22 protein-coding genes are annotated in these 24020 nt (G+C 57.3%); 7 read left to right on the top strand and 15 right to left on the bottom strand.

The window, feature by feature from the left end; genetic code table 11:
* From KP705_RS00705 to pdxH, 6 genes are all read right to left on the bottom strand, one after another.
* Positions 1 to 915, bottom strand: coding sequence for a lysophospholipid acyltransferase family protein (locus tag KP705_RS00705; RefSeq protein WP_215763829.1), 915 nt, complete (start codon positions 913 to 915; stop codon positions 1 to 3).
* The gene (gene lpxK, locus KP705_RS00700; RefSeq protein WP_215763828.1) at positions 912 to 1895 is read right to left on the bottom strand and encodes a tetraacyldisaccharide 4'-kinase; all 984 of its coding nucleotides are present in this window, start codon (positions 1893 to 1895) and stop codon (positions 912 to 914) included. The genes KP705_RS00705 and lpxK overlap by 4 nt, the downstream gene beginning before the upstream one ends.
* Positions 1892 to 3739, bottom strand: coding sequence for a glycosyltransferase N-terminal domain-containing protein (locus KP705_RS00695; protein ID WP_252348155.1), 1848 nt, complete (start codon positions 3737 to 3739; stop codon positions 1892 to 1894). The genes lpxK and KP705_RS00695 overlap by 4 nt, the downstream gene beginning before the upstream one ends.
* Before the next feature lie 71 nt (positions 3740 to 3810).
* The gene (locus KP705_RS00690; RefSeq protein WP_215763826.1) at positions 3811 to 4521 is read right to left on the bottom strand and encodes a polysaccharide lyase family 7 protein; all 711 of its coding nucleotides are present in this window, start codon (positions 4519 to 4521) and stop codon (positions 3811 to 3813) included.
* Positions 4522 to 4596: 75 nt separating this feature from the next.
* Positions 4597 to 5481, bottom strand: a complete 885-nt coding sequence (locus tag KP705_RS00685) for a universal stress protein (protein ID WP_046899585.1) — start codon at positions 5479 to 5481, stop codon at positions 4597 to 4599.
* A gap of 42 nt (positions 5482 to 5523) precedes the next feature.
* Positions 5524 to 6126: a pyridoxamine 5'-phosphate oxidase gene (gene pdxH / locus KP705_RS00680; RefSeq protein ID WP_215763825.1), complete on the bottom strand. Its 603-nt coding sequence runs from the start codon at positions 6124 to 6126 to the stop codon at positions 5524 to 5526.
* A gap of 291 nt (positions 6127 to 6417) precedes the next feature.
* On the opposite strand from pdxH, the gene fabI reads away from it, so the two are divergent.
* Together fabI and aroC are read left to right on the top strand one after the other, a co-directional pair.
* On the top strand, positions 6418 to 7269 hold the full coding sequence (gene fabI, locus KP705_RS00675; protein ID WP_015074825.1) for an enoyl-ACP reductase FabI: 852 nt from the start codon (positions 6418 to 6420) through the stop codon (positions 7267 to 7269).
* Between the two features lies 1 nt (position 7270).
* Positions 7271 to 8353, top strand: a complete 1083-nt coding sequence (gene aroC, locus KP705_RS00670; RefSeq protein WP_046899583.1) for a chorismate synthase — start codon at positions 7271 to 7273, stop codon at positions 8351 to 8353.
* Positions 8354 to 8370: 17 nt separating this feature from the next.
* Here the strand turns inward: aroC and KP705_RS00665 are convergent, their stop codons facing one another.
* Positions 8371 to 8802, bottom strand: a complete 432-nt coding sequence (locus tag KP705_RS00665; RefSeq protein ID WP_046899582.1) for an OsmC family protein — start codon at positions 8800 to 8802, stop codon at positions 8371 to 8373.
* Between the two features lie 438 nt (positions 8803 to 9240).
* Between KP705_RS00665 and KP705_RS00660 the strand changes: the two genes are divergently transcribed.
* Positions 9241 to 11094, top strand: coding sequence for a ribonucleoside-diphosphate reductase subunit alpha (locus KP705_RS00660; protein ID WP_235271710.1), 1854 nt, complete (start codon positions 9241 to 9243; stop codon positions 11092 to 11094).
* Between the two features lie 67 nt (positions 11095 to 11161).
* Here the strand turns inward: KP705_RS00660 and KP705_RS00655 are convergent, their stop codons facing one another.
* A complete protein-coding gene (locus KP705_RS00655) occupies positions 11162 to 13732 on the bottom strand; it encodes a YfhO family protein (protein ID WP_215763824.1) in 2571 nt (856 codons plus the stop codon).
* A gap of 266 nt (positions 13733 to 13998) precedes the next feature.
* Between KP705_RS00655 and KP705_RS00650 the strand changes: the two genes are divergently transcribed.
* A complete protein-coding gene (locus KP705_RS00650) occupies positions 13999 to 15024 on the top strand; it encodes a ribonucleotide-diphosphate reductase subunit beta (RefSeq protein WP_046899852.1) in 1026 nt (341 codons plus the stop codon).
* A gap of 18 nt (positions 15025 to 15042) precedes the next feature.
* Here KP705_RS00650 and KP705_RS00645 read toward each other — a convergent pair whose 3' ends face one another.
* Positions 15043 to 15717, bottom strand: coding sequence for a tRNA1(Val) (adenine(37)-N6)-methyltransferase (locus KP705_RS00645; protein ID WP_252348154.1), 675 nt, complete (start codon positions 15715 to 15717; stop codon positions 15043 to 15045).
* Between the two features lie 312 nt (positions 15718 to 16029).
* Here KP705_RS00645 and KP705_RS00640 point away from each other — a divergent pair, with 312 nt between their 5' ends.
* Complete coding sequence (locus KP705_RS00640; RefSeq protein WP_046899581.1) at positions 16030 to 17085, top strand: polyprenyl synthetase family protein; 1056 nt, start codon at positions 16030 to 16032, stop codon at positions 17083 to 17085.
* A 49-nt stretch (positions 17086 to 17134) separates the two neighbouring features.
* Here KP705_RS00640 and murI read toward each other — a convergent pair whose 3' ends face one another.
* The gene (gene murI, locus KP705_RS00635) at positions 17135 to 17971 is read right to left on the bottom strand and encodes a glutamate racemase (RefSeq protein WP_080951380.1); all 837 of its coding nucleotides are present in this window, start codon (positions 17969 to 17971) and stop codon (positions 17135 to 17137) included.
* Between the two features lie 5 nt (positions 17972 to 17976).
* Positions 17977 to 18723 carry an orotate phosphoribosyltransferase gene (locus KP705_RS00630; RefSeq protein WP_016737749.1) on the bottom strand — a complete coding sequence of 249 codons (747 nt, stop codon included), beginning with the start codon at positions 18721 to 18723 and terminating at the stop codon, positions 17977 to 17979.
* 174 nt (positions 18724 to 18897) lie between these two features.
* Here KP705_RS00630 and KP705_RS00625 point away from each other — a divergent pair, with 174 nt between their 5' ends.
* Positions 18898 to 19134 carry a hypothetical protein gene (locus tag KP705_RS00625; protein ID WP_046899580.1) on the top strand — a complete coding sequence of 79 codons (237 nt, stop codon included), beginning with the start codon at positions 18898 to 18900 and terminating at the stop codon, positions 19132 to 19134.
* 24 nt (positions 19135 to 19158) lie between these two features.
* On the opposite strand, the gene KP705_RS00620 is transcribed toward KP705_RS00625, so the two are convergent.
* Complete coding sequence (locus KP705_RS00620) at positions 19159 to 20460, bottom strand: citrate synthase (RefSeq protein WP_046899579.1); 1302 nt, start codon at positions 20458 to 20460, stop codon at positions 19159 to 19161.
* A 263-nt stretch (positions 20461 to 20723) separates the two neighbouring features.
* Between KP705_RS00620 and KP705_RS00615 the strand changes: the two genes are divergently transcribed.
* On the top strand, positions 20724 to 22469 hold the full coding sequence (locus KP705_RS00615; RefSeq protein ID WP_252348153.1) for a Hint domain-containing protein: 1746 nt from the start codon (positions 20724 to 20726) through the stop codon (positions 22467 to 22469).
* A gap of 18 nt (positions 22470 to 22487) precedes the next feature.
* Here KP705_RS00615 and KP705_RS00610 read toward each other — a convergent pair whose 3' ends face one another.
* Genes KP705_RS00610 through KP705_RS00600 form a run of 3 tightly spaced genes read right to left on the bottom strand, consistent with a single transcriptional unit; the run spans position 22488 to position 23994 of the window.
* Positions 22488 to 23003, bottom strand: coding sequence for a histidine phosphatase family protein (locus tag KP705_RS00610; protein WP_046899578.1), 516 nt, complete (start codon positions 23001 to 23003; stop codon positions 22488 to 22490).
* Complete coding sequence (locus KP705_RS00605) at positions 23004 to 23318, bottom strand: chorismate mutase (RefSeq protein WP_046899577.1); 315 nt, start codon at positions 23316 to 23318, stop codon at positions 23004 to 23006. It lies immediately after the preceding gene.
* Entirely contained in the window at positions 23308 to 23994 is a 687-nt protein-coding gene (locus tag KP705_RS00600) for a metallophosphoesterase (RefSeq protein ID WP_046899576.1), read from the bottom strand. The genes KP705_RS00605 and KP705_RS00600 overlap by 11 nt, the downstream gene beginning before the upstream one ends.
* Between the last annotated feature and the right edge of the window lie 26 nt (positions 23995 to 24020).

Raw genomic sequence — 24020 nt, 5'->3', positions numbered from 1 at the left:
TCAACATGTTGTTGTCATATTCCGATACAGCGCCTTGTCCCATCTCCGGTGAAGCCAGAGCCATGAGCCGGGCTCCTGCTTTATCCACTCCTGAAGACGGTCGTTGAGTTGCTGTGTCAGCTTCAGGACATCTGCCTGACGATTCTCGGTAGGTTGTGGATCAATGGGGGGATCCACAACGAGTACCAGTCTGGCAGGCCCTTCGCGGCGCACATGTCCGGTTACAATCAAGGCTTTATGCCGCAGAGCAAACACGGCAGTTGCAGAGGCTGTCATGGCGGGACGACCGAAAAGACGGGCCTCGATGCCATCATTCATTTTCTGATCGCCAAGCACGCCTAAATGCCCGCCGTGAGACAGGTGCTTCAGCGCAGAGCGTGCTCCACGTGCTCCTTTGGGGAACATCGGAACATCCATGCGCATAGCTCGGCGGCGCAGGGCATGGATGATGGAATCTACAATCGGATTGCTGGCTGCCCGATAGAAGGAAGCAAAGGGCATCCCGAATCGTGCGACGACCGGGGGCATAAGTTCCCAGTTGCCAATATGGCCGGAAAAGAAAATGATCGGGCGCCCCGTTGCGCGAGCGGCTTCCAGATATTCTGATCCTTCAACACGCCATCCTGGGCCGGTCGGCGTGTTCTGTTTCAATCGGCCCACATGCGGAAACTCCGCCACGGTGCGCCCCAGGTTTTCCCAGCAGTCTTTGACGATGCCGCGCCGCTCTTCCCTGGTCAGTTGTGGCATGGTCAGTTGCAGGTTTCGGTCGGCCACTCTGGAAACGGGAATAAGAGGTCCGATATGGCGCGCGACGGAGCCACCCAGTGTGGACGCGGCCGCAGGGGGGAGAATGCGCAGCCAGCCCAGCAGGACGCGCACAAGCAGGGCTTCCGCCCGATGTGGAATTGAAGTCATGAGTGAGGGAACAGAAGATCCAGAATATGGTCCGGCGCTTTTGGGTCCGCCCAAAGAAGCTCAACGTTGATGACGGTGACCTGCGCCCGGAAAGCGGGGGGAAGTTTGACCGCATCCTTGGCTGTGGTCACGAGCGTGGTTCCGGATTCCCGACGCAGCGTTTCAAGGCGCTGGATGTCATTGGCCGAGTAGGCATGATGATCCGGAAAGGGAAGGCAGCGAACAGGGGAGACGCCTGCGTCCTGCAGCATGGTGAAGAATTTATCGGGGCGGCCGATCCCCGCGAAAGCGACGACTCTCCGGCCTTGCAGACCGCGGATTTCAGGGCCGGGAACCAGTCTGGCCTGAGCTTTGAAGAGAAACGGTGGAAGGGTGAGCAGCAGGCCTTGGCGGTCTTCCCCGATGATGACCACACACTGTGCACGCTTTAGAGCATCCAGCACCGGTTCACGCAGAGGACCGGCGGGCATAACCTGTCCATTGCCAAACCCTACGACGCCATCCACAACCAACACCGAGAGGTCCTTGTGAAGGCCAGGGTTCTGGAAACCGTCATCCATTACAAGACAGTCAGCGCCTTGACCAACCGCCAGTCTCGCGGTCTGGGCACGGTCTGCTCCGACCCATGTTGGCGCGGCTTTTGCCAGAAGAAGAGGCTCATCGCCAACATCGCGGGCGCTCGAACGCCCCGGATTGACCTCCAGCGGACCTTTCTCTCTGCCCCCATGACCGCGGCTGAGAATATGCGGAGAATGTCCACGATCTTTTAGTCTTTGGACCAGATCCAGTGTCAGGGGTGTTTTTCCTGTGCCCCCAGCAGTCACGTTACCGCAGCATAGTACAGGGACTACGGCTCGGTAGCCTTTGCGGGTCATGCGGCGACGGGTCAAACGGGTCGCGATTCCTGCCAAAGGGCGTAGCATGAATGCCGCAGGGCCTACCCTCGGGATGGACCAGAATCGCGGAGCCCGTAGTCTCATCGTTCAAGTGTCTCCAGAATGCGGGGGCTTAGTCTGGACACCACGGAGCGCTGAAGCACTGCGGGTGAAGGCGTGACATGAGGTCCAGTGATCCAGTGGCTCAGACTATCGATATCCTTAACGATGTGAAGATAATCGTGCAGCAGGCTAACCGCTTCCCGCCAGTTTTCCATAAGAGGGCCGGTTGCCGTTGGAATGCCCAGGCGAAGTGGCTCGAAAGGATTATGGCCACCGCCTTTCCCCGCGAGAGAGTTGCCCAGGAAGCAGCAATTCGCGAGTCTGTAGAACAGGCCCAGTTCCCCCAATGTGTCGGCAATCCAGCCATGAGTCTTGTTGTTCGGCTTCTGCCCAACGGATCGCCGGGGCAGATCAAAGCGCGAAGCCAGTTCCTCGCCGCGTTTTGGATGCCGGGGGATGAGGATCGTCAGAAGGTCAGGTTGTTTTTCTCTGGCAAGCGCTGCTGCTGCCAGAACCAGTTCCTCCTCACCAGGATGAGTCGAAGCCGCGACGAAAACCGGGCGATTTCCAATCACGTCCTGAAGTCGTTCCAATTCAGCGAAGACGCATGACAGAGGAGGAGCGTCCTGTTTGAGGTCTCCATCTTCATAAACGGCTTTTGTGCCTAACGAGCGGAAGTGTGCCGCGTCTTCCGGGCCTCGGGCTGCAACCCAGGAGAGGCGAGAAAACATGCGTCCAGTCAGGTTGGCGGCTTTTTTCCACCGGCGAGCCGAGCGATCCGAGAGGCGACCGTTGACCAGCATGACGGGAATAGCTTTGCGGTAGCAGGCTGCAATGATCCCGGGCCAGAGCTCACTTTCTACAAAGACAACACCGTCCGGCTGCCAGCGCTTGAGAAATCGGCCAAACCACCGTGGCACATCGTGAGGAATAAAACGATGAAGGACGCGGCGTCCGAATTCCGGGTGGCGACTGACAATTTCTGCGCCTGTCACAGTGGCTGTGGTAAACAGGACATTTAAATCCGGCTGCTTTTCAAGCAGATCATCAAGTAACGGTCGGGCGCATAGGGTTTCACCTACGCTTGCTGCGTGAATCCAGAGCAGGGCGCCTTTTGGGCGCTGACCGCCTCCCAGCCCCATTCTTTCATGCAGACGGTCTGGCAATTCCCGGCCCCGTTTCAGGCGGACGCGCAGCATAATTGTTAGAGTAGGTGCCAGAAGAGTACCAATTGCTCCCCAGAAGCGGTCCATTACAGATAGGTTCTGGTTCTGGACGTGGTCCTCCGCCTGGCGAGCGACCGTGTTAAGAGCAAGGCGGAGCGTTTCTGTATCGGGTTCAAGAAGTGGCTCACCCACCACGAGGGACCCTCGTCCGAACGGAAGGGGGAGGGCAAGACCATCCCACGAGGGCAGGCGAATGCTGTTACATGCCAAACCCAAAGGGACGATGGGGCGTCTGGAAATTCGCGAAAGTGCCAGTATCCCTGGCTGAACCTTCTCCGCAGGGCCTCGGGGACCGTCCGGTGTGATGGCGATGAATGCGCCCTGCTTTAATTCATGTAGGGCGCTTCTCAGGGCAGCGGCGCCACCTTTGTCCTTTCCCTTGCGGGATGTAGAGCCATGGATGGCGATGATATCCCATGGGCGGACGGCGTCCGCGATCAGGCGACCGTCGGCATTCCGCGAAATCAGGACCCGCAGTTTTATTCTCGGTTCAATTTTGCGGGCCCAGAACCAGAGCGCGGGCGCCAGTGTCAGGGAGCGGTGCCAGAAGGCTACGACGACTCCCTCATCAGCCTGTGTCAGCAGCGCTCTGGACTGTATGGTCCCTCCGACATCCCAGTGTGTGGAGCGAAGGCAGGCACCTAACCAGACATGGATCATGCGAGCGGGCGATATCATGAGCAGTCGGGTAGCATGGTCAGGTGGCGCTCGCAAAACTTTGTGACAGCCTGTCAGGCAGCTTCGTGATGAACCTGAAGTCCCGTGAAGGTCACACGGGCCATATCCTCATGAGACGGCATATGCCAGCCCTGTTCCCCGGCAACCGCTTCAAACCAGACACCCTGTGCTATTGCGGCCGAGGGCAGAGAGAAGTGATTTTCCGTCCCATTGACGATGATACGCATTAAACCATTCGGAGACGTGTGAATTTCGTAGCGAACGGTCTGATGGGGATAGACCGTCCCGACAACGACGTTCTGCTTGGATGTGCCATTGTCTACCACAGCAAGAATACGGTCACCCTGAACACTCAGTTCTGCCACTGGGTGCTGGGTGCTTGCCAGACGGCCAATGACGACTTTTCCGTTTCGAGGAAGGCGATCAATGTGCAGCGCTGCCTTCATGTCAGAGTTCGTCTGCTGGAAATACCAGGCGGTATTTTCGCGCAGCAGTGTTTCCGGGGCGACCTTGCTGCGGATTTTTGGCTGGAGACCGTCAGTCGTCAGCGTCAGGGCGCCTGCTTGTTGGTCGCGTGAATAGAAGGCTGTGTTGTAACCAGAACCCAATGTGGCGGAAGAGACGAGATGCAGGCTCAGGCGGTTGGCAGGTTCCTGAAGTGTAAAAGCTGAAATATCCGGCGCTTGAGGTACATCCATGGCATGCACGGGCATGGCGATTAGAGCACTCAGGCAAAAAGCTGGGCCAGCAAGTCGGGAGATCATAATGTGTCCTTCCGGGGTTCTGGGTGTGACGTCAGATGACTGTTTCAACGCAGAACTCCCGAAAAGGACGCATGATTAGCGACTCATGAGAACCGTGAGTTTCATGTTCTCAAGAATATGACGGGTCACGCCCCCCAGAATCATCTGGCGAAGACGGGAGTGGGAGTAGGCCCCCATGCTCAGCATATCGGCGCCAAAATCTTCAGCCCCCTTCAACAGGCCAGCACCGACATCTTTATTGATGGGGTCGCAGGCGCGTGTCGTAGCGGAAATGCCATGCAGACGCAGATAACGGACAACATCGTCGCCCGTAGGGCCGCGACGCTGATATTCTTGGCATGTCAAAACCTGAACGCCTTCCGCGGTATGCGCCCATGGCAGGATGCAGCGGAGTGCAAGCGAAGACTCGGGCGTTCCGTTCCAGGCAATGGCAATGCGGCTGCCTACTGTTTTCGGAGCAATTGGCGGAGCAATGACCAGAGGGCGCCCGCTGTCAAAAAGAATGGCATGCAGTGTTTCTGATGCGCGCGGGTCAGTGGCTGAAATGAGATTGGGCACGAGCGTCATGTCTGCCAGACGTGAGCGCCATGTCAGAGCATCATGTTCCGTGCCATCCAGCACTTCGAGGCTGGCACTGACACCGCCGCCAATGGACATGCCGATCTTGGAGGCTTCGACGCGGCGAAGTCCGTTATTATGCACGAAGCTATCGAAGCTGTGTCGGATCCTGATGGCGCGGCGGTGAGCTTCCGTGGCCGCCGCATCAATCATTTCCGTCACCATTCCGGCAGAAATGCCTTCGCCAGCGAGTGTGGCAACTTCGGTCGGATCTGATCCGACAACGACAGCAGACAGGTGTGCATCAAAACGACGGGCAAAATCCAGGGCCACCGACATGACTGAATCCAGATCGTCGGCCCCGGTGAGGGGGAGAAGGATGTTCTTGATTTCGATAAGCATAGCGTAAGGCTCCCCACCTTGGGAAAAGGGTGTTCTCTATCTTTACGGATAAAGACGCGTGACGTTCCATTCAGATCCATCACGAGTCCATAATGCTCGGTCATGGAGGCGGAAAGGCCGGTCCTGCCAGAACTCTATGGCGTCTGGAGCAACGCGGAAACCTGTCCAGTTGTTCGGGCGCGGAATAGGGCCATTGCCATATTTTTCTTCTGCGGCCTTCAGGCGCTCTTCAAAGGTGCTGCGTTCATTCAGAGGACGCGACTGGTCAGATGCAATGGCCCCCAGCCGGGACATGGGCGACCGGCTGGCGAAATAAGCATCTGCTTCCTCGTCACTGACCTGCGTAACCGGTCCTTCGATCCGGATCTGCCGACGCAGGGACTTCCAGTGGAACAGCAGAGCGACATGCGGATTGGCCAGCAGATCGCCACCCTTGCGGCTCTCCACGTTGGTATAGAAGACAAACCCGCGCTCGTCCGCGCCCTTGAGCAAAAGCATGCGAACGGAAGGGCGGCCATCTGGCGTGGATGTTGCAACAGCCATGGCATTGGGATCATTAGACTCAGACGCTTCCGCGTCTGACATCCAGGCTGCAAACAGGGCAAATGGATCAGAAGTCAGCTCGATGAGGGGCAGAGAGGGCATGGAAGTCTCCTGAAGCAGCGGGGACAGCCCGAAAGGGCGATGTGAGAACCATAGCGGCTCCGTCCGGGTCCCGGAACAGACCCTGTCAGGTTCCGGCTCCGAATTATGGCGTCAGAGGCACTATATAGAGGAAGCAGGAGCAGTTGCCTTGACCTGCCTCATGGGCCTGAAATCCACACTACGGCTGGAAACTGCCGTCCAAGAGGCATTGAGTGTCGTGTTACTCTTGTTTGCTGGCATCTCTTGTGCGACCACGGCGCTAACACGCCAACGCGATTCAGGAAACCTTCAATGTCTGAAACAGAAGACAACATTCCGGCTCCCGTGACCGGCACCCTCATGAAGGGTAAGCGCGGTGTCATCATGGGCGTTGCCAACAAGCATTCTATTGCTTGGGCCATCGCGAGTGCCTGTGCTGCACAGGGCGCGGAACTCGCTTTCACCTATCAGGGTGAAGCTCTTGGCAAGCGCGTGCGTCCCCTCGCGGAAAGCGTTGGCTCTGATCTGGTTCTGCCGTGTGATGTCAGCGACGATGCCGCGATCGATGCGACGTTCGATGAAATCGAAAAGGTGTGGGGCAAGATCGACTTCGTGCTTCACGCCATCGCTTTTGCTGACAAGCAGTACCTGCGCGGCCGTTACATCGACACGCCGCGGGATGCCTTTCTGCAGGCCATGGACATTTCCTGCTATTCCTTCGTGTCCGTCGCCCGTCGCGCGTCTGCCATGATGAATGCTGGTGGTTCGTTCCTGAGCATGACCTATCTCGGTGCAGAGCGGGTTATGCCGCACTACAACGTCATGGGTGTTGCCAAGGCGGCTCTAGAAGCCTCCGTGCGTTACATGGCCGCTGATCTCGGCCGTGACGATATCCGCGTGAACGGTATTTCCGCAGGCCCGATCATGACGCTGGCAGCCAACGGCATCAGCGACTTCCGCTATATCCTGCGCTGGAACCAGCTCAACGCCCCGATGGAGCGTAACGTGACCCTGAAGGACGTTGGTGGTTCGGGCATGTACCTGCTCTCCGACCTCTCCAGCGGCGTGACGGGCGAAATCCACCATGTGGATTGTGGCTACCATACGGTTGGCATGAAGAACCCGGCAGCTCCGGACATTGCAGCTGTCAGCTCCGGGGACTGACATGTCAGACAACAGCTTCGGGCAACTCTTTCGCGTCACCACCTGGGGTGAAAGCCACGGGCCGGCCATTGGCTGTGTCGTAGATGGCTGTCCACCTCGCCTGAAGCTGTCCGAAGCGGACATCCAGCCCTGGCTTGATCGCCGTCGGCCGGGGCAGTCCCGCTTCACGACCCAGCGTCGGGAACCGGATCAGGTCCGGATACTGTCGGGGGTGTTTGAAGGCCAGACGACCGGCACGCCTATTTCGCTCATGATCGAAAACACCGATCAGCGGTCGAAAGATTATGGTGAGATTGCCCAGAGCTATCGCCCGGGCCATGCTGACATTGCCTATGATCTGAAATATGGCATCCGTGATTACCGTGGTGGTGGTCGCTCGTCCGCGCGTGAAACAGCCATGCGTGTTGCGGCCGGTGCTGTTGCACGTGTGCTGCTGAAAACGTTAGTCGGAGAAGGCGTGAAGATTCGCGCAGCCCTGACAGGCATTGGTGGTCAGACCATTGATCCGGCCCGCTGGGACTGGGACGAAGTGGAACGAAACCCGCTCTGGTGCCCGGACGCTGCGAGCGTCGGTCCTTGGGAAGAGCTGCTCGACTCCATTCGCAAGGATGGCTCATCCATCGGGGCCACTGTTGAAGTTGTTGCAGAAGGTTTGCCCCCCGGTCTTGGTGCGCCGGTCTATGGCAAGCTGGACGCAGACCTTGCTGGTGCTCTGATGGGCATCAATGGCGTGAAGGGCGTTGAGATTGGCGATGGTTTCGCCGTCGCGGCTCTTCGCGGTGAGCAGAACGCCGACCCGATTGCGCCCGGACCGCAGTTCGCATCGAACCATGCAGGCGGCATCCTGGGAGGCATCTCCACGGGGCAACCGATCGTGGCCCGCTTTGCCATCAAGCCAACCAGTTCGATCCTGACGCCCGTGCCGAGCATTAACAGTGCAGGGGATTCGGTGGAGGTTCGCACCAAAGGACGACACGATCCGTGTATCGGTATCCGTGCCGTGCCTGTGGCGGAAGCAATGATGGCCTGTGTTCTGGCAGACCATCTGCTGCGCAATCATGCGCAGTGCGGCTGGGACAACTGATCCCAGCCATCAAGGCTTTAGCTGGTGAGCTTGGCGTCCAGGGTGATCTCCGTATTGAGAACCTTGGACATCGGGCAGCCAATCTTCGCCTTGTTGGCAGCATCCAGGAAGTCGGCTTCAGTCGCGTTCGGCACCGTGCCACGAAGCGTCAGATGGGCCTTCGTGACGGCAAAGCCATCACCAACCTTATCCAGGGAAATTGTCGACTCCGTATCGAGGGAGTCGGCTGTAAAACCAGCATCACCAAGGATCAGAGATAGCGCCATTGTGAAGCAGCTGGCGTGGGCCGCGCCGAGCAGTTCTTCCGGGTTCGTGCCGGGCTTGTCTTCGAATCGCGTATTGAAACCATAAGGCTGGTCCTGAAGGGCGCCGCTCTGCGTCGAGATGGTGCCCTTGCCTTCCTTGATGGTGCCGCTCCAGTGGGCCGAAGCTTTCTTGTTGATAGTCATGAGACGCTCTCCGCGTGTTTGGGGATGCTGTCTCCAACGTGACCAGACAGGAAACGTTGCCGTGAAAAAACCGGGTGGTGTGGTTGTGATGCCACTCAGGAAAAGCCCATTGGGGATGAATGGGAACCTATGGCGGTTTTCTGCGATTGCCCCAATATATAGGGGTGTGGATCGTTTATGCCCCTAGATATGGATGACTCCAAATTCACAGCTTGTTCCAATTTGCAAGAGAAGAGTTCGCTTGCAGTGACGGGCACGGGTGTGGAATTGGAAGGATATCAAATCGAAAAAATCAGACTGCCGGAGCAGAGCGCAATGACACTTCATGACGTGACGATGGACACGCCACATACGGCCGACCGCCCGCATGACGTGCTTCCGCCTGTTGACCACCCTGTTGGCGAGCAAGCCGTCGGGGAGGGGGAAGAAACGCCAGACATGTTCGATGATGTCGTACAGCTTCCGGGTCATCATGCCGTCCGTGTGGATCGTTCACGTGATTCGCTTCTGACGGATTTTGGCAAGGCGACTCTGAACAACCGCTACCTTTTGCCGGGCGAGCATTATCAGGATCTGTTTGCGCGTGTTGCGTCCTATTACGGGGCGGATCAGGGCCATGCCCAGCGTATTTATGATTACATTTCGCGCCACTGGTTCATGCCTGCCACACCGATTCTATCTAACGGTGGAACGTCCCGCGGTCTGCCGATTTCCTGCTTCCTGAACGAAGCCGAAGATAGTCTGGAAGGCATCGTCGGCCTCTGGAACGAAAACGTCTGGCTGGCATCCAAAGGCGGCGGCATCGGGTCCTACTGGGGCAATCTGCGCTCAATCGGCGAGAACATCGGCCGTAACGGCAAGACGTCCGGCGTCATTCCGTTCATCCGCGTGATGGACAGCCTGACACTGGCTATCTCGCAGGGATCCCTGCGTCGTGGGTCTGCGGCTGTGTATCTGCCGGTCTGGCATCCTGAAATCGAAGAATTCACGGAAATGCGCCGCCCAACGGGTGGTGACCCAAACCGTAAGGCCCTGAACCTGCATCATGGCGTTCTGATCACAGACGCCTTCATGCGCGCTGTTGAGGCGGACGAGGAATGGCCGCTGCTGTCCCCGAAGGATCACAGCATCATCCGCAAGGTGTCTGCTCGTGGGCTGTGGATCCGCATCCTGACGGCCCGTATGGAGCAGGGCGAGCCGTACGTCATCTACTCGGATCATGTGAACCGCGCCCGCCCCGAGCATCACAAGCTGGCCGGTCTTGAGGTCAAGACCTCCAATCTCTGCGCAGAGATCACGCTGCCAACCGGTATCGACCATCACGGCAAGAACCGGACGGCTGTCTGCTGCCTGTCTTCCCTGAACCTGGAAACCTGGGACGAGTGGAAGGATGATCCGCAGTTCATCGAGGACGTCATGCTGTTCCTCGATAACGTTCTGCAGGATTTCATTGACCGTGCCCCGGATGACATGGCGCGTGCCAAGTACGCCGCTGCACGGGAACGCTCTGTCGGTCTTGGCGTGATGGGATACCATTCCTTCCTTCAGGCCCGGATGATCCCGTTCGAAAGCGTGATGGCGAAGGTCTGGAACAAAAAGATCTTCCAGCATATCCGCGCTCAGGCCGATGCGGCTTCAAAGAAACTGGCAGAACTGCGTGGTCCGTGCCCGGATGCCGAAGAATACGGCTTCATGGAGCGTTTCTCGCACAAGCTGGCGATTGCTCCGACGGCGTCCATTTCCATCATTACGGGTAATGCCAGCCCCGGCATCGAGCCGATCAGTGCCAACGTCTTCCTTCAGAAGACCCTGTCTGGTTCCTTCTCGGTCCGTAACCGTCATCTGACCACGATCCTTGAAGAGCGCGGCCAGAACACGGACAAGGTGTGGTCTGACATCACCCTGAGCAAAGGCTCCGTTCAGCATCTGGACTTCCTGACGCAGGATGAGAAAGACGTCTTCAAGACGGCCTTTGAACTGGATCAGCGTTGGGTTGTTGAACATGCGGCAGACCGTGCGCCGTTCATCTGTCAGGCACAGTCGGTCAACCTTTTCTTGCCGGCGGATGTGCATAAGCGCGACCTGCATCAGATCCACTTCCAGGCCTGGAAGAAAGGCCTGAAGTCTCTGTATTACTGCCGTTCCCTGTCGGTGCAGCGTGCCGATGCGGTCTCTACGCTGGCCGTGAAGAGCGACATTCTGGACGACGAGAAGTACGAAGCTACCCTGCAGGCTGCTCCGCGTGGCAAAATGAGCAGTGGCGATTACGACGAGTGCCTCGCCTGTCAGTAAGGCAGGTTGGGACTATCGGTTTGGAAAGCCCGGCTCCTCGTTTGGGGAGCTGGGTTTTTTTATGTTCTCAGGGCGTGTCAGGCGCTCTAACACGACGGAAACCCAGCCAAAGCAGGACGAGCCCCAGTGCTGTAGCGATCCATCCGAATGTTGCGCCGGGAGGTGCATAATGAAAGTGGATCCGGGTTGGCCCTGCAGGAAGCGGGATACGTTCAAATAATCCGTCCCACACTTCCGGGGCGATGAAAGTGCCATTCACCTCGGCCGTCCATCCCGGCAGCATCACCTCGCGACGGATCAGATAAGTCGGCGCCGGGCAGTTTGTGGCAAGCGTCTCCCGGTCTTTCAGAGTAAGGGTGCAGGCTGCTTCAGTCTCAAAATAGGGGGCAGTGTTCTTCAGTCGGATGAGATCTCCGGTTCCCGTGTGTAGGACGGGCATCATGGCTTCGCGTACAGCCTCTGTCTCAAAGCGGATGCGCGGCCAAGCCACATGATCCTTCACGGTGGACCAGATCATAACGTCTGTGGTGGCCTCTTTGAGGCTTAATGTCAGGGTGTGGGCATCGGCGGGAATGATTCTATCCAGTTCGATCGACGTCAGACCGTTGTCTGTTGCCTCTTTCAGCCGTGTCTGACCCGTTGCGCATTGCGTGTCGGAACAAATGGACAGGATTAGAATTCCATTCGAGTTTCCAGCGTAAGTGCCCAATTGCAGCGTTGCGAGGCGGCTGACCGGCTTTTCCCATGATGAAATATTGATTGTGACTTCTGGGGCGTTTGGCGTCAGAGGAAAGCCGTTTGGCTGGCGGTTTTCTAGAGGATAGGGCGCGATGCTTGGCATGCCATGACCCGGAGGAACCAGCAGGGCTGACACGCCAAGTTTGGAAAATAGATCAGGATGCCGGGCTAAAGAGGCTTCCAGAAAGGCATCCCCGTTTTCAGCAAAAGGATAGGAGCCATTAAAGGTTACGGCGTCAACTTTTGAGCCGAAGTCCTGTTTCAGGCGCTCGATCCATGCTTTCGGCGTGGGAATGGCGTTGTGATTGATAGAGGCGATCCGCAGATAAGCGCCATAATTCGGCTCAATCGGGCCAATGGTCACGAAGCGCTGTAGGCCGGTTTCACCCTGTAGTGCCGTAATAAGGCGTTGGTCTGGATGGGGTTGTTCCGGATAGGCGCTTAGAAGAGGAATTCCGAATAATAAAAGGGTCTCACAAAAGAGAACCGTTCCAATAATTTTCGGATGTTTCCTGCTCACTGCAAGAAAAACCACAACAGCCAAGCAAAGGCTGCCAAAAATTAGAGATGCCACCGCATAAATGTGGGAGGAAACTGGTCCTTCGGAAATTGAACGAAGTTTAGTCAGGCACTGATGATCCAGACCATAAGTCGTGACAATCAGGGCGCTCATCACACAAGCAGACAGGATGATTGCTCTGCGGTGCCACACACCACGGAACATGTCATCCAGGGCGAAGGCTGCAAGAAAGATCAGACAGCTTTCCACCATGGGTTCGCAAAGGCGAAAGAATACGGTGTGCCCAAGTCCTGGCACCAAATCGACGAGTTGAGTGAGCCCCGGAACGCCGGCCTGTTTCCCCACTACAGCAAGGAAAATGCCGAGCAGCAGGAAGCGCAGCCCTCGCTCATTCTTGCCCCCGATGGCGCATAAAGCCAGAAACGGAAGAGTAAGCCCGCAATAGCCTCCTAGGGCATACCATGCATCCAATTCGGAGCCGTAGAATATGGGGCCGTTGATGTAGGGGAATAGCAGCATCGACCATGCCTGATGCGGCAAGGTCTCATCATTGATGCCGCCGTGAACACCGATGTCAGCATGGGGTAGGAATGTCAGAAAGGCGAGGAGTTGCGGGGCGGCAATCAAACCTGCCGTGAGGCCCCCAAGGCAGATGTGAAGGGCAAAGCGGGATCTGCTGTCAGGAGTAGTCTGGAAAAAGCGCAGAACGGCAAGCCCCAGCGCGATCAGTCCTAAAAGAAAGGCAGTTTCGGGAAAGCCTGCCAACAGGAGATAGGTCAGGCTCAGAGCAAGCCAGCCCCAATTCCCGGTTCGGGCGCGTTCTACGCCATAGAGAGCGAGGGGCAGAAAGGCGAGGGGTTCAGACGGGCCGTCCGAAGCCCATGCATAGGTGCCGTTGAAAGCGTAGAGCAGGCCCCCCATCAGCGCGGCACGCGGATCGAGGCGCAGCTGTTTTAAAAAAGCATATGTCGACAGACCCGCGATGATTTGCAGAGTGCACTTCATCATCAAAAGACCATTCGGCAGCCCCAGAAACAGCACGAATGGTAGAAAAAATGCGGCAGGCTGGTATTCGCCCGCCAAAGGCATGCCGACACCGCTGTAGGGATTCCACCAGGGAATGACACCATGCACCCAGTCGTGCGCCACAAGTCGGCCGAGGGCTTCTACGAAAACGCCTGCGCAACCGTCGATCCAGCCTGGATGTCCCGGTATCAGTCCCTTCGCGGCACTGGCGGAGTTCTGCACCATCAGTGATGTCGTCATCATTGGGTCGCTGGAGCGTAATCCGAGCCATTCCGGCAGGTAGATGCAGATTGGCAGGAGGATCAGCGCGAGAAGGTGAGAGCAAGGCCAGAAGCGACGCATTTTCGGGGGCATGGAAGCTCCAGGTGGAGGGTTGTGTTGATTGCATAACCCCCGTGTTTTCGTCCCACAAGCGAATGGATTGTCGACTGATGCAGCGTCGGACGTTATGATCTGCTTCAGAATGATTCTGGATGACCTGGGTTGTGCGTCGCTGCGCCCCTGCGATGGTCTTCAGTCGGACTAAGGTATTGAAAAACACGAATTTTCACGTGTCTGTCTCGTCCGGATCGGATGAAACGCGACCACAGGAAGAACGTGTCTTTGAGGAAGGTAAGGTCATGAGCAACACGACCCCGAATGCTGGCGAAACGCCAGCGACCGAGCAGCATTATGACCTGATGACTGCGAACCCGGTGTACAAACCGTTTCGCTACCCGTGGGCCTATGATGCCTGGCTAACCCAGCAGCGCGTTCACTGGCTCCCGGAAGAAGTGCCGCTGGCTGATGACGTGAAGGATTGGCACCGTACGTTGACGGAAGCCGAGCAGCATCTCGTGACGCAGATCTTCCGCTTCTTCACGCAGGCGGACGTGGAAGTGAATTCCGCGTACATGAAATATTACAGCCAGGTCTTCAAGCCGACTGAAGTGCTGATGATGCTGTCGTCGTTCTCGAACATCGAGACGATCCACATTGCGGCCTATTCTCATCTTCTCGACACCATCGGGATGCCAGAAACAGAGTATTCGGCCTTCCTGAAGTACAAGGAGATGAAGGACAAATACGATTTCATGCAGTCGTTTAACATCGACAACAAGCGTGAGATCGCGAAGACCATGGCGGCATTCGGCGCCTTCATGGAAGGGCTTCAGCTTTTCGCATCGTTCGCGATCCTGCTGAACTTCCCGCGCTTCAACAAGCTCAAGGGTATGGGGCAGATTGTCTCTTGGTCCGTGCGTGATGAAACGCTGCACTGCCTGTCCATGATCCGTCTGTTCCGGACGTTCATTCGTGAGAATCCGGAACTGTGGACGGAAGATTTCCGTGAAGAACTGAAGGAAATCTGCCGCACGACCGTTGAGCACGAAGACGCGTTTATTGATCTGGCCTTTGAAATGGGCCCGGTTGAAGGAATGTCCTCGGAAGACGTCAAGCGTTACATCCGCTTCATTGCGGATCGTCGTCTGACGCAGCTTGGTCTTGATCCGGTTTATGGTGAGGAAGAAAATCCGCTTCCGTGGATTGATGACATGCTGAACGCTGTTGAGCATGCCAACTTCTTCGAAAACCGCTCTACGGAATACTCCCGTGCCTCTACGTCCGGCACCTGGGAAGAAGCCTTCGAAGGCAGCGTCTTCGAATAATCTGCGGATAGGAAAGAGTCAGCTTTCGGGCAGGCTCTCTCCCCGTCGCAGAACCCGTTCGGCCGCATCGGTAAAGCGGCCATCCTCTTCATGCAGAACCAGTCCCGGACGCAGGCGAAAGATGCCTTTGCCGCCGTGGATGGCCTGGATCAGCACCAGTTTCGCTTCCCGTCCCTGTTTGGGCCAGAAGGGGTAGAGCTGGAGTGAACCGCACCCGTTTTCCAAAAGCGTCTGGCAGGCTCTGTCCGTGATCGCTGCGGATATGATGAACGTCAGTGTTCCACCGGGCAGAACCCAGCGGGTGAGGCTGCGGATCCACGCTTGTGGGTCGGTGTCTTCTGCGCTGAGGGCCAGCCGCCGTCGTTCGTCGGGGGAGGGCGTACCATGTGCGCTGTGCCAAGGAGGATTGGCCATCACGTGATGGAAGCGACCATTGGCTGTCGGAGCCAGAGCTCGCAAAGATGATGGGATCGTCGGGAGTACGGCCTGAAGAGCGGAAAGTGATGTTCGCGAGTCTGAAAACGGGTTGTTCAGGAAATTGTGAGCCGCCAGTTTTACTGTGTCCGCATCGGCCTCCAGCCCAATGCCGCTCACGCCAGCAACACGTGCTGCAAGGCATAGCAATCCTGCGCCTGCACCACATCCTGCTTCCAGAATGGTCTCTCCGCCTCGTGCAGGGACCGCTGCCGCCATCAGGACGGGCTCAAGCCCCGTACGATAGCCCTTTCGAAATTGTCGGTAGTGGAGTCGTCCGTTGAGCAATGTTCCGTCCCTTTCGTTTTCAGAAAGGAGGGAAGTGCTCTTCAGATGGGCCTTAGGGGGCTGCAATGGGTTGACCACCTTCCTGCTGCCGCTCATATGGTCATTCCAACCTGTCGTCCGGCGTTAATATGGCCTGGTCGCTTTTCCAGACAGGAAGAACGAGCAGGGATACGCCACATCATATCGTGCCTGCACGGTCCTGGGCAGTCCTGGGATAGTGTGCAGGAACTGGAGTAAAGACCCTTGGATTCTGCCGCACCGGATGCTGCCGTGACCGTTGATAAAGCTGTGGTTCAGGGTACAGGTGGCGAAAGCGCACTGTCAGCGCTGTCAGCCTATCTCGAAGAGGACATGCTGGCTTGCAACCGCGCCATTATCGCGCGGATGGAGAGCCCTGTCCCCCTGATCCCGCAGCTTGGCGCTCACCTGGTGGCTGCTGGCGGCAAGCGCCTTCGTCCCCTTCTGACGCTCGCTTCAGCACGGCTGTGTGGTTATCAGCCGGGCCCTGACCATCAGCGTCATGTCGGGCTCGCAGCCTGCGTGGAGTTCATTCACACCGCAACCCTGCTGCATGATGATGTCGTGGACGAGAGCACGCTGCGTCGTGGTCTGGCTTCAGCCAATGCCGTGTTCGGCAACAAGGCGTCCGTTCTGGTGGGGGACTTCCTGTTCGCCCGTTCGTTCCAGCTTATGACGGCAGACGGCTCCCTGAAGGTCATGGCGATCCTGTCAGATGCGTCTGCAACGATTGCTGAAGGCGAAGTCCTTCAGATGGTTGTGCAGAACGATCTCACGACGCCTGTTGAGCGGTATCTCGAAGTCATTCACGGCAAGACGGCCGCACTGTTCGCGGCGGCCTGTCGTGTTGGCGCTGTCGTCGCTGAGCGTCCGGATGCCGAAGAGGATGCTCTGGAGCAGTTTGGCACCAATCTTGGTATGGCGTTCCAGCTTGTCGATGATGCTCTCGATTATGCCGCGGACCAGCAGGTTCTGGGCAAGACCGTTGGCGATGACATGCGGGAAGGCAAGATCACTCTGCCAGTCTTGGCCGCCTATGAGGCCGGCTCACCGGAAGAGCGTGTGTTTTGGGAGCGCGTTATCGGGGAAGGCGAGCAGACTGACGAAGATCTGCCTCACGCTCTAAACCTGATTGCGAAAACCGGTGCAATCAATACGACGATCGCCCGGGCGCAGGTCTATGCAGATGCGGCTGTTGAAGCCCTGTCCATTTTCCCGGACAGCGAACTGCGTCGCCTTCTGATTGAGACTGTTCAGTTCACGGTGAACCGGGCGCGCTAAAAAACCCTGTTCTGCGTCAGTCCGCTCAGGGCTGGCGTAGACTTTGCTCTCAGGCCGTCAGTGCGAGCGGGCTGAAAAGAGACCATTCCGAAAAACCTAAACGGCTTACGGCGGCTTCCAGGCGTGGCGCATTGAACGGTGCGCTTGTCATGAAAAGTCGGGGCGGTGCTGCGACGTTGTCTGTTGCGATGGGGGCGAGTGTCTCAAGCACAGTCCGCACCTGACGGGCGACGGCCGGAGCCGGGTCAAGCCAGTTCAGATTGGGGCGTGCAAGGCGTTGCAACGCTGGCATCAGAAACGTGTAATGCGTGCAACCAAGCCCGACGGTATCGATATCCTCGCCATGAGGCTGTTCGAACAGGCAGGTCAGTTCGCGTTCGACGTCTGCATCCGGAATGGTATCGCCCAGAAAGGCGCGTTCGGCCAGATCAGCCAGCCCGCGCGCACCATGGGTGATGAGACGACAATCCGAGGCAAACTCTCGATGCAGTTCCAGTACATAGGGGCGCCGAGCTGTTGCGGACGTGGACAGCAGGCCAACGGTCCGTGTTGTGGAAACACGTCCAGCCCAGCGGATAGGGGGGACGCATCCGACAACGGGGATGGAGAGACGTTCCCGGAGCGCTGGCAGGGCGATAGTGCTCGCCGTGTTGCAGGCAATCACCAGAACGTCTGGCTGAACCTCACGGCAGGCTGCTTCGAGCAGGCTGACAATGCGGCCGGTCAGGCGGTCATCAGGTTGTTCCCCATATGGAAACAGCGCGGTGTCAGCCAGATAGTCGATCGTGAGGGCGGGGAGGATGTCGCGCAGAGCCTGAACGACACCCATCCCTCCGATGCCCGAGTCAAAAACAAGGCATCGGGACAAAAGGGCAGGAGAGCCCACGGGCGTCAGCCTTCTGCTTTGGCCTTGAGCGCCAGCGCTTCTTCGGCGCTGCCAACACCGCCGTGCTTGCGGGACCAGCCACAGGGATCTTCAAGGAAGCGACGAACCTCGGCACTGTCCTTTTCAGAGAAATAATCGCCGCCTGCGCAGGCTTCCAGAACGTCCCACCAGGTGCACAGCGCGTGCAGGGAGATATCCATGTCTGCCAGCGTTTTGTGGGCGCCGGGGAAGACACCATAGAAAAACACGACGAAGGTGTGGTTCACGATGGCGCCTGCATCGCGCAGGGCGTTGGCGAATCGGATCTTGGATGCGCCGTCCGTTGTCAGGTCTTCGACCAGCAGGGTGCGCATGCCATCGGGCACATCGCCTTCGATCTGCGCATTGCGGCCAAAGCCCTTCGGCTTTTTGCGGACATACGCCATCGGCGTCATCATGCGGTCTGCGATCCACGCAGCGAACGGAATACCTGCCGTCTCGCCGCCGACAACCGCATCGATGCTTTCATAGCCGATGTGGCGGCCAATCTTCTCGACAGCCAGTTCCATGATCTTGGTCCGGGCGCGGGGGAAGAAGATGATCTTGCGGCAGTCGATATAGACCGGGGACTTCCAGCCTGACGTCAGGGTGTAAGGCTCTTCCGGGCGGAAGTTGACGGCCTTGATTTCCAGAAGGATGCGGGCGGTGGTCAGGGCTGCGTCCCGGTCCCACTGGGTGCGACCCGCGATCGGGCTCTCTCCATGTTGTGTCATGCTGCTCTCCACTGACGTCGTTTTCTGTGGTTTACCGGCCACAAGACGCAAAGGGTAGTGCCAAATTCGTACGCACTTGTTGCTGTTATAGGGAGACCCAATCTATGCTTGCGCAGTCAGGCCTTGCCCCCTAAGGAGTAAGACCGTTTTTCCTCTTCTGAAGCAGGATCAAAAGTGAGCATCGAAACCAGCCGGATCGGCCGGAAATGCGAACGTGCCGTTGTCACAGCCTATCAGGAACTGCGTGAGGTCGGTCAGCCGGACATGCAAGCCTTTGCTGCATGCACGACGCTCTACCGCATCCATCATCCTGAATCTTCCATTACGGAAGCACGTCGCCTTGTTGCGGAATGGATCGACCATCATGTTGTCCGCAAGGCTGATGGCCAGACTCCGGGCTGCGATTGCTAATCCGGCCCATGTGACAGGGGCCTTTCAGCCCCGGTCACTCATGGAAACAAACTCCCGCTTTGTTTCCCCTACATAAAGCTGGCGAGGGCGCGTAATCCGCCCGGCCGGATCTTCAATCATTTCTTTCCATTGGCTGACCCAGCCCGCTGTCCGTGCAACCGCGAACAGAACAGTGAACATGCTTGTCGGAATCCCGAGAGCTTTCAGGATCAGACCTGAGTAGAAATCCACATTCGGATAGAGCTTACGGCTGACGAAATAATCGTCTTCTGTGGCCACTCTTTCCAGTTCCTTGGCCAGGTCGAGCAGCGGATCGCGCTCCAGGCCAAGCTCGGAAATTACTTCATGGCACGTCGCCTGTAGGATTTTCGCGCGAGGATCAAAATTCTTGTAGACGCGATGGCCAAAGCCCATCAGACGAACGCTGGAATTTTTATCTTTAACCTGCTCCAGGAAAGCAGGGATGCCCTCACGTGTTCCGATAGACTGAAGCATGTTCAATGCTGCTTCGTTGGCTCCCCCATGAGCCGGTCCCCAGAGTGCGGCAATGCCTGCAGAGATGCAGGCGTAAGGGTTCGCGCCGGTAGAACCAACAAGTCGAACCGTCGTGGTTGATGCGTTCTGCTCATGATCGGCGTGCAGAAGCAGGATACGGTCCATGGCGCGCGCCAGAACCGGATTGACCCGGTAGTGATTGCCCGGGCGGGCAAAAAGCATATGCAGAAAATTCTCGGAGAACGACATCTCTTCATCTGGATAGATGAAAGGCTCTCCGATGGAATATTTGTAAGCCCAGGCTGCAATGGTCGGCACTTTGGCAATGAGCCTGCGGGCAGAGAGATCCCGGTCTTCTGCCTGAGAAATATCCAGACCATCATGATAAAAAGCGGACAGCGCACCAACAGTCCCGCACAGAATAGCCATCGGATGGGCATCGCGGCGGAAACCGTTGAAGAAATTGCGGATCTGCTCATTGAGCAGCCGGTGGGTGTTCATGTCGGCCTGAAAAGCCTGATATTGCGGGGTGGTCGGCAGTTCTCCGTAAAGCAGCAGGTAGGCCGTTTCCGTGAAGCTTGCATTCAGGGCGAGGTCTTCAATGGGATAGCCCCGATGAAGAAGTGTTCCTGCATCGCCATCAATGAATGTGATCTTGCTGGTGCAGGTTGCCGTTCCCGTCAGGCCCGGATCAAAGGAAAAAATACCCAGATTCTGTTGGATTCCACGCAGGTCTGCGACGTCCGGCCCCATGGTGCCTTTCAGGAGGGGCGCCTGCATGGAAGCGCCGCCAGCATGAAGGGTAGCAGTTTCGGACTTTGGATCGTGCATGGAACAGGCGCCTGTCTGGCAGAGGGACGGAAAGGATTAAAGTCTAGGGTGTAGGGGTTTTCCCTGTCCAGAGACACTACCTGTCAGGCCGTCGATGGCCTCAAAAAAAGCGGAAAAACCTAAAAACAGCCGTGAAACTGCGCGTCTTAAAGTTTTTGTTAATAAAATTGTGTTTTTGAATGCGTTTCCGCTACAACCCGCGCTCTTCACATCGTCATGTTTAGAAAATCTGCGATTTCCTTTCCCGTCAAAACAGGATCTTCATGTCTCAGATAGTTTCTTCAGGTCAGGCAGTCTCCGGGGGTAGCGTCAGCGGAGAGGGTAATATTCTGACCGTTGAAAATGGTGGCTCTATTCAAAGGGTAACCATTGTGAGCGGTGGTGCTGTTTCTAACGAAGGAGAAGATCGTTTTCTGACCATCAGCAATGGTGGAACCCTGACCGTCGGGTCCGCGGGTACCTCCTACAACGCGACTGTTTTGTCCGGGGGGCTTCAGGCTGTTACGAACGGCGGTCATGCCTACAATGTAGCCGTCAGCAGCGGGGGAATGCAGGTTACGTCTTCGGGCGGTCAGTTGACCCATACACAGCTGAATCCCGGCGCTGCCCTTTCGGCTCTGTCTGGCTCGATTGTTGATCATGCTGAAGTTCGCAGTGGAGCCTCGTTCTACGTTGCATCCGGAGCGGTTGCAGATACGACTGTTATTTCGTCGGGTGCTGTCCTGACGCTCCAAAGCGGGGGCATCCTGACCGAGACGATCCTGTCGTCAGGCGGGCGGATTGACCTTGATGGGCTCAGCTATTCGGACGGGGAAACAGCGACCTTTGTGAGTAGTGGGGGCGCTTATTATCTGAACGTCACTTCTGGTGGAAATGTCGTTTATTCCACGCGGATGCAGGGCGATTACAGCAGCAATGGTGTGACCCTGACGAAAGATGATGACGGTTCAACAATCGCTGAGCTAGGTCCGGTCTGCTTTCTTGGAGGGAGCCTTATCCAGACACCGACTGGTGAGGTCGCTGTTGAAGACCTGCGTGCCGGGGACGAAGTTGTGGTCATCCGGGACGGCACCGAGCAGGTTGAACGTCTGAATTGGGTAGGACGCAAGAAAGCACAGGTTCGTAAAGGGCCGCATCTGGATGAAGCTGGCTATCCGGTCCGCATCTGCAAAGGGGCCGTGTCTAAGCGCGTTCCTCATACGGATCTGCTGTTGACGCCAGAGCATTGCCTTTATCTCAATGGTGTTTTCATTCCAGTGCGTATGCTCGTGAATGGCAGCAGCATTACCTACGCAACAGACATCACGTCCTATGATTACTACCATGTCGAGACAGCCAGCCATGATGTGATTGTGGCGAACGGTCTGACGACAGAGAGCTATCTCGACACAGGAAATCGCAACAGCTTTGCTCAGCCAGGAAGCATTGCTCACTTCTCGACTGTTGTAAAAAGCTGGGAGCATGACGCTTCTGCACCACTGGTGACGGATCGGGCAGTCGTAGAGCCTGTTCATGCTCGTTTGGCTCAGCGCTCTGAACAGCTTGGCCTGAATGTGGCGTCTGAACCTGAGACCACGAGTGTACATAACCTCCATCTTGAAACACGTTTAGGGCAGCGTATTGCTCCTATGCGTCAGGTCGGAGGAAGGCTCCTCTTTTCACTTCCGACGGGTACGCGCACGGTTCGTTTGGTGTCACGCGCGTCTCGGCTGTGTGATTCGGTTGGTCCCTATCTGGATGACCGCCGGATGCTCGGCGTTCTGACGCGCACGATCCGTCTTTGGGATGGAGATGGAATGCAAGAACTTATGGCGCGCCAGCCCGCAGATGCTGAGGGATGGTATCCAGCAGATCCGTCAGGAATTCGTTGGACGAATGGCAATGCTCTTCTCGAACTCGGGGCGCGTTCGGCCACTGACGCCGGTGTTCTGGAAATCGAAATTCTTGAGGCTGGCCCCTATGTAAAGCCTCAGACCACTGAAAAACGCATCAGCCTTCTTTGCGCCTGAGCGAGGCTGGTACGCCAGTCAAGGGATAAGAACCTGACTGGCTTTGACAGTGGAAGGCCGGATATTCATCCAGTCTTCCTGTGTCTGAAAAACGGTTAAGGTTGCAGGCGCGTAACCATGTCTCAGAGCCGCAAAAGTATCACTCTGGAGAGCTGGCCCGGCAAGGTCGTGAGCCAGTGTTCCTATGGCCGGATTGTGCCCGATCAGGAGTAGCGTCCGGATATCTTCTGGTGTGGCGTGAATGAAGCCATAAAGCGTGTCGAGGCCAGCCCCATAGAGGTTGCTCTCAAGCTGTGGAACAGCCGCGGCTGGAAGAGGAGAGAGCACGCCCTCTGCCGTTTCCCGTGTTCGGCGTGCAGGGCTGCAAAGCACGTGAACAGGCCCTGGTAACCCCAGCTTTGCAAGCTGGGCACCAATTCTGGCCGCCTGTTGATGGCCCATTGGTGTCAGTGGCCGCTCAATATCACCCGATCCTGAATAAAGGTGCGGACCCGCTTCAGCATGCCGAAGGATGAGGAGCAGGCGGTCGGTCATTCAGTGGGTACCGTTGGCTTGGGCAGCGATGGCCTCGTGATGGCGAATGACCTCACGAATGACAAATGCGAGAAATTTTTCAGCAAAATCAGGGTCCAGATGTGCGTCTCGTGCCAACTGGCGCAGGCGTTCGATTTGCCGGGCTTCCCGATTAGGGTCTGCGGCTGGCAGGCTGGAACGCGCCTTGAGTTCGCCAACGGCCTTGGTGCAGCGGAACCGCTCTGCCAGCATATGAATCAGGGCGGCGTCGATATTGTCGATGCTGGCACGCAGGCGCTCAAGTTCTGCGAGGGCGGAAGAGCTGTCAGAAGTCATTGATATCGATCCATGCAAGGTGGCCGCCTTTTCCTGCGCCCAGATCCGTGAAGACAGCCGTGCCGCCAAGACGCCCTGTCCGGCGCCAGGGGCGTCCGTCAGTCGAGCGGCGGTCATGGCCGACATAGACCGTCATTCCGTCCGGAATGCGGTTGATCCAGGTCAGGCGGCGTTCGGGATATCCGTCCGGCTGCATGCGGCCGGTGGTTTCGCCAAAAAGAGCGCGGGACAGGGGCGCGGACATTTCGCCCAGACCCGGGACTGCGGGTTCTGAGAGCATCGCTGTATGGAAGCCGCCGTGTACGAACAGCGCGCGGCCGAGCTGAAGCCATGTCGGGGCTGCCGCAATGGCGTCATAAGTGCGCTGTTGAAGTCCTTCGTACTCGGGAAGCGCGAATTGGCGCAGCGTTTCTTCAAGCGGTGGGTCTCGCCGCAGACGACGCCCTTCCAGGGCACGACCGAGCTTCCGATCGTGATTGCCGAGAATGAAGAGGCCCCGCTGGGTTTCAAGCAGGTCGAGCATGAGCTCCATCACACCTGCGCTGTCCGGCCCATGATCCACCAGATCCCCAAGCTGAATGATAAAACGCTCCGTCGCTGTCGCGTGACGAAAAGCGTTGAGATCACCGTGCACGTCTCCCACTACACGAAGACCGTGTTCGCGGATTCGCGTCATGATCGGGGCAGAGAGAGGTGGTTCGG

The organism is Gluconobacter sp. P1D12_c (assembly GCF_018812105.1).
GTDB classification, from domain to species: Bacteria; Pseudomonadota; Alphaproteobacteria; order Acetobacterales; family Acetobacteraceae; genus Gluconobacter; species Gluconobacter oxydans_A.
Note: the sequence above shows the minus strand (reverse complement) of the source record. Positions and strands in the feature narration are given on the sequence as shown.